Source organism: Terriglobales bacterium (assembly GCA_035624475.1).
Lineage (GTDB): Bacteria > Acidobacteriota > Terriglobia > Terriglobales > Acidobacteriaceae > DASPRL01.
In genome coordinates, this window is sequence record DASPRL010000109.1 from 1 (window position 1) to 5,809 (window position 5,809).

Consider the following 5,809-nt stretch of genomic DNA (forward strand, 5'->3'; position numbering starts at 1 on the left):
GAGAAGAAGTGACCCCGCAAGAAATCAAGGGACGGGCCGTGGCCCGTCCCTTGCCGTCCTGCCTCTAGAAACAGAAACCAGGAACGAGAAACTAGAAACTGCGCTTCACTTCCCCGTCTTCTTGCGCAGCTCATCGAACCAGTGCAGCACGATATTGATCTGGGTGCCGCCGGCCTGCTGCACGTCGCGGGCGACGATCAGCCGCCCGTCCCGGGCCACGTCGTAACCCGACCACTGCGCCTTGTCCAGGAACAGCTTCACTGGCTGGCCGGGATGCAGCCCCGGCCCCGGGCCCATGGGCACCGAGATCACCCAGTCCTGGGAGATGTACAGCAATTCCTTGCCCGAAGGCGCCCAGCGCGGCAGCACTCCGCCTTCGCGCGAGATCTGCTCCCGCACCCCGGGGTCGCTCATGGACTGCACGAAGACCTCCGACCGCCCCGACTCGTTGGATTTGCCCGTCGGGAGAGATCGCGAGCGCCATCGCTGCTCTCTAGAAACTAGAAACTAGAAACGAGAAACTATTTCTTCAGCTCCGCGGTCCAGTTGAGCACCAGTTCGAGCGGCGCCGAGGATTCCTGCGAGCTCACGTCGACCAAGAAGCGCCTGCCGTCCGGGCCGACATCGAAGGCCGTGCCCCCGGCGGGGCTGGCCCGCAGCGCTACCAACTGCTTGATTCCGGTGATCGCGAAATCGGAGCCCTGGGCGGTATAGGACGCCACCGACAGGTTGAAGCTGTTGTCCTCGAAGAACAGCTCATCGGAGTTCTGGCTCCAGACCGCGCTGTTGCCGCCCTGGGACGAAACCTGCCACCGCCCACTGCCGCTGGGGAAGGCGGAGACGTAGACCTGCGGCCCGCCCGCTTCGATGCAGACGTAGGCGATCCAGCGGCCATCCCGCGAGAGGTCATAGCCCACTACCGTGTCCTGGGAGAACCGCGGTTTGGCCACCACCACGGGCTTGCCATCGCCCACGGGCAGCGCTTCCACCTGGGCTCCGGAAGGCCCGGTGTTATGGATGAACGCCAGATAGCGCCCGTCCGGCGACCACTCCGGCCAGGTGGCGCCGCCGCTCTCCGGCCGGTACTGCAGGACGGCGCCACCGCTCCCGTTGACGGCCTTGGCGTAGAGGGCTGGGGGCTGGCCCACTCCCGTGCCAAAGCCGTTGTCCGCGGCATAGACCACCCGCTGGCCGTCCCGCGACCAGGAGGGTGCCGAGTGCGCGGTGAACGAGTCGAAGCTCAGGCGCGTGGCCAGCCCGCTCTCCACGTCCAGCAGGTAGATCTCCGAGGTCCGTCCGATGATCGCCGCTGCCACCCGCTTCCCGTCCGGGGAGATGCTGTAGCCGTTGTAACCGGCCGGGGGACCGAGCAGCGCCAGCGTCTTGCCGCTGCGGTCCATCCAGGTGAGCTGCGCTCCCGGCGTGGCGGCGCCGTGCTGGTAGGCCAACGTGCCGCGCTGCGAAGCCGTGACCAGCAGATGCCAGGTGCCGGGATCGTAGGCGACCGCGTCGCTGATGATCTCCGGATCGCCGCCCAGCGTCCCCGACGCCGCATCGAAGCGCTGCGCCACCAGGCTGTTCTGCTGGTGGTAGAGCAGGTAGCCGCTGGCATAAAAGCCCCCGGCGTCGGAAGCCACCACCAGCTTGTTCAAGCTTCCATCCAGCGCCGCATAGTAGATGCCGCTCCCCTGTCCCGAGGGGCTGGTGTGCGAAGTGGCGTAGTAGAGGAAGTGCTGGCCGTCGGGAAGGGCGATGGGCCAGCGGTGGGTGGTCTGCTGTGCCTCCAGCTTCGTCACTTGAGCCGGGGGGCCGCCGGAGGCGCCCACCCTCCACAGCGGACCGGCGAAATCGCGGGCATAGACGATCACGTCGCCCGGCAGCCACGCGCCCCCGCGCGGCGCATTGGGGGTATCGGCAATGTCGGCGACCGGGCCGCCGTACGAGCGCATCTTTTTCAGCTTGCCGTCGGCGAAAAAGGCGATCCAGCGGGAATCGGGTGACCAGAAAGGAAAGATGGCGCCGTCGGTGCCGGCCAGCCGCTGCACCGCTCCCGTGGCCAGCGTCCGCACCCACAGGGCCTGCGCTTCTTTGGCCGTATGCGCCCCGAAGACGAGTTGCGTGCCGTCGGGCGAGAACACCGGCGGCGCCGAAGTATCGCCCATGAAGTCGAAGCTCACCCCCGCCGGCGCGACGATCTCGGCGTGCAGTGTGGGCCGGGGCCGCGCAGCCACCAAGGCCAGGGTCACGACCGCCGCCAGCAGCGCCACGACCACCGCAGCCCAGGCCACGCGCTCCCACCGATGTCGCTGTGCCTTCAGGGGCAGCGCGCTCACGGCAGCCTGCGAGCCCGACTGGCTGATCCAGCGCAACTGCCGGGCCACGTCGGCGGCGCTCTGCCAGCGCTCTTCCGGGTCCTTGGCCAGGCAGCCCTTCACCACCTGCTCCAGCGCCGGCGGCGACAGCGGCTGCACCTTCGAGATCGGCTCCGGCTCCTTCTCCAGGATGGCCGAGGCCACCGAGACCGCGCTCTTGCCCTCGAAGGCGCGCTTGCCTGTTGCCATCTCGTAGAGCACCGCCCCCAGCGCGAAGATGTCCGAGCGCGCGTCGGCTTCCTTGCCTTCCACCTGCTCCGGCGCCATGTACTGAAAGGTGCCGACCAGGGTGCCCTGCTGGGTGATGGGGCTCGCCGGGCTGGTCTGGGTGATGGCCTGGGTGAGCACGCTGCCCGGCTGCATCGCGCCTTGCGGCTTGGCCAGGCCGAAGTCCAGCAGCTTGGCGCCGGACTTGGTGAGCATCACGTTCCCCGGCTTCAGGTCGCGGTGCACGATGCCCTGGCGGTGCGCCTTCTCCAGCGCCTCCGCGATCTCGCAGCCCGTCTTCAGCGTCTGTTCGACCGGCAGCGGCCCGCGTTGCAGCCGCGCCGACAGTGTCTCGCCCTCGATGTACTCCAGCACCAGGTAGTCGGTGCCGTCCTGGTGGCCGACATCGTAGAGGGTGCAGATGTTGGGATGGTTGAGCGAAGAGATGGCGCGCGCCTCGCGCTCGAAGCGCTGGCGGAGGTCGGGGTTCTGGCTGAACTGCTCGGGCAGGACCTTGATAGCGACGGTGCGCTCCAGGCGGGTGTCACGCGCCCGGTACACCTCGCCCATCCCGCCCGCGCCCGCGGCGCCCAGGATCTCGTACGGCCCGAGTTTGCTGCCCACCGCTAGCGCCATTTCCCCTCTCTAGAAACCAGAAACTACTTCTTCAGCTCCGCCATCCAGTGGCTCACCAGCACCAGCGAGGGATTGGCGCCGTGCTCGCCCGCGGGCATCGAGGCCAGCAGGCGCTTGCCGTCGCGCGTGCTGTCGGTGGGCCCGACCTGCGGCAGTGTCCTTCCTCCGAACAGCGGCTGCGGCGGGCCGATCTGCAGGTCCGCGCCCTTGGCGCTGATCTTCAACGCCATCAGCTTCAACTCCGGCGTCACCCACACGAACCGGTCCTTGCCCAGCCAGCCGCCACCGCCCCCGCCCTGGGTGACCTGCCACTTCCCCCCCGGCCCCGGGAAGGGCACGATGTAGGTTTCGTTCACTCCCGACTCGTCGGACTGGTAGCTGAGCCACTTCCCGTCCGGAGAGAACGCCGCCCCATTCTCGTTGGCGGTAGCGGCTGGATGCAGGCGGTAGGGTTTGCGCTCCCCCGTCATGGGCAGGATCCACAGCGCGCCATTCTTGTTCTGCCCGCCCAGTTGGTCGAAGGCCAGGAGCTTGCCGTCCGGGGACCAGCCGCTGGGATTCAGGAAGTAGTCGCTGCGGTAGAGCATCTGCTCGGGCGTGCTGCCGCTGGCCGCCTTGACGTAGATGGCGGATCCCTGCCCGCGGTCCGCGGAGTACGCCACCTGGGTGCCGTCCGGCGACCATTGCGCGCCCTGCTCCGTCCCCGGGCCGAAGGTGAAGCGGCTCAACACTCCCCGCTCCAGGTCATACATCCACAGCTTGGAGATTCCCGGCTGGCCGCTCTCCGGCAGCAGCAGCACCGCATGCTTGCCGTCGGGCGCCAGGGCCAGCCCGGTCAGGCTCAGGGGCTCGCCCACCTTGCCCAACTCTTTGCCCTCCAGGTCCAGCCAGGTGATCTGGTATTTCCCAGCCCCCGCCTGCTGGCGGTAGGCCAACAGGCCGGTCTCGGACAGGGCATAGCTTCCCGTCCAGCGAAAGGTGTTGAATTGCACCTTCTCCGCGATAGGCACCGCCTCGCCGCTCAGCTGCAGCCGGCTCGCGTCGAAGGGCTGCGCCATCAGGTTCTGCTCGCGCAGGAAGACCAGGTACCCGGGCGCGACGTAGCGCGGCCCGCTCTCCGCCGGCTTCAGGATGTTCACCGCCTGCCGCGTCTTCAGCGAGATCGCCCGGATGGCGTTGTCTTTGCCGTTCAGCGCGCCCACGAAAAACAGCACATGCTCGCCGTCCGGCAGGAACTGCGGCAAGCGGTGTGTCTCCCCGGTCGCCGCGGGATGGGTCAACTCACTGGGGCTGCCGCCGGCCGCCGGCACCTGGAACAGCCCGCTGAAGGGCCCGGGCGCGAAGACGATGGTCCCGTCCGGCCCCCAGGCGATGCCGCGGCCATCGTCGGCGTCGCAGATGGTCTGCACCGTTCCCCCCGACACATCGATTCTCTTCAGCTTGTGCTCGGCGAAGTAGGCCAGGTAGCGCCCGTCGGGAGACCAGGTGGGATTGGTGCCGCCCTCCGTTCCCGCCAGCGGCTGCATTGTCAGGCTGTCCAGCGAGCGCACCCAGATCTTGGTCTTGCCGTCGCTCCCGGCCAACTCCAGCGCCAGCTTGCGCCCGTCCGGCGAGAAGGCCAGCGAGCTGTCCTGCCCCACGGTGTCGAAGTCGGGAGGCAGCAACAGGCTGGAGCGCATCACCTCCGGCGGCTGGGGCGCGTGCAGCCGCCAGCCCGCGGTCACCCCCGCCGCCGCCAGCACCGCCGCCAGTCCCCACGCCAGCCACTCCCGCCGCCGCCGCCGCGCCGACTTCACCGCCGGCATCCCCACCGCCGACGACCCGCCCTCCGCGATCCACTTCAACTGCAGTTTGACGTCGTGCGCCGTCTGGAAGCGCTCTTCCGGGTCCTTGGCCAGGCACACCTTCATGACGTGGGCCAGCGCCGGCGGCGTCAGCGGCGCCAGCGTCGTCACCGGCTCCGGCTCCTTCTCCAGGATGGCGCTCGCCACCGAGATGGCGCTCTTGCCCTCGAAGGCGCGCTTCCCCGTCGCCATCTCGTAGAGCACCGCCCCCAGGGCGAAGATGTCGCTGCGCGCGTCCGCTTCCTTCCCCTCTACCTGCTCCGGCGACATGTACTGGAAGGTGCCCACGATGGTCCCTTGCACCGTGATAGGACTGGCGGGGCTGGTCTGGGTGATGGCGGCGGCGGTTGCACTGGCGGCGCCCAGCGGCGCCTGCGGCTTGGCCAAGCCGAAGTCCAGCAGCTTGGCGCCGGACTTCGTGAGCATCACGTTCCCCGGCTTCAGGTCGCGGTGCACGATGCCCTGGCGGTGCGCCTTCTCCAGTGCCTCCGCGATCTCGCAGCCCGTCTTCAGCGTCTGCTCGACCGGCAGCGGCCCCTTCTGCAGCCGCTCGGCCAGCGACTCACCCTCGATGTACTCCAGCACCAGGTAGTCCATGCCGTCGTGGTGGCCGACGTCGTAAAGGGTGCAGATGTTGGGGTGGTTGAGCGAGGAGATGGCCCGCGCTTCGCGCTCGAAGCGCTGCTTCAGGTCCGCGTTCTGCGAGAACTGCTCGGGCAGGACCTTGATGGCGACGGTGCGCTCCAGCCG

At 68.6% G+C, this 5,809-nt stretch carries 3 protein-coding genes; all 3 read right to left on the reverse strand.

Annotated features, from left to right (window positions below; genetic code table 11):
* Positions 1-105 precede the first annotated feature (105 nt).
* The gene (locus VEG08_04725) at positions 106-423 is read right to left on the reverse strand and encodes a hypothetical protein (protein HXZ27288.1); all 318 of its coding nucleotides are present in this window, start codon (positions 421-423) and stop codon (positions 106-108) included.
* Between the two features lie 98 nt (positions 424-521).
* Complete coding sequence (locus VEG08_04730) at positions 522-3,215, reverse strand: protein kinase (protein HXZ27289.1); 2,694 nt, start codon at positions 3,213-3,215, stop codon at positions 522-524.
* A 23-nt stretch (positions 3,216-3,238) separates the two neighbouring features.
* Positions 3,239-5,809, reverse strand: a 2,571-nt coding sequence (locus VEG08_04735) for a protein kinase (GenBank protein ID HXZ27290.1), incomplete at its 5' end; no start/stop codon positions are given.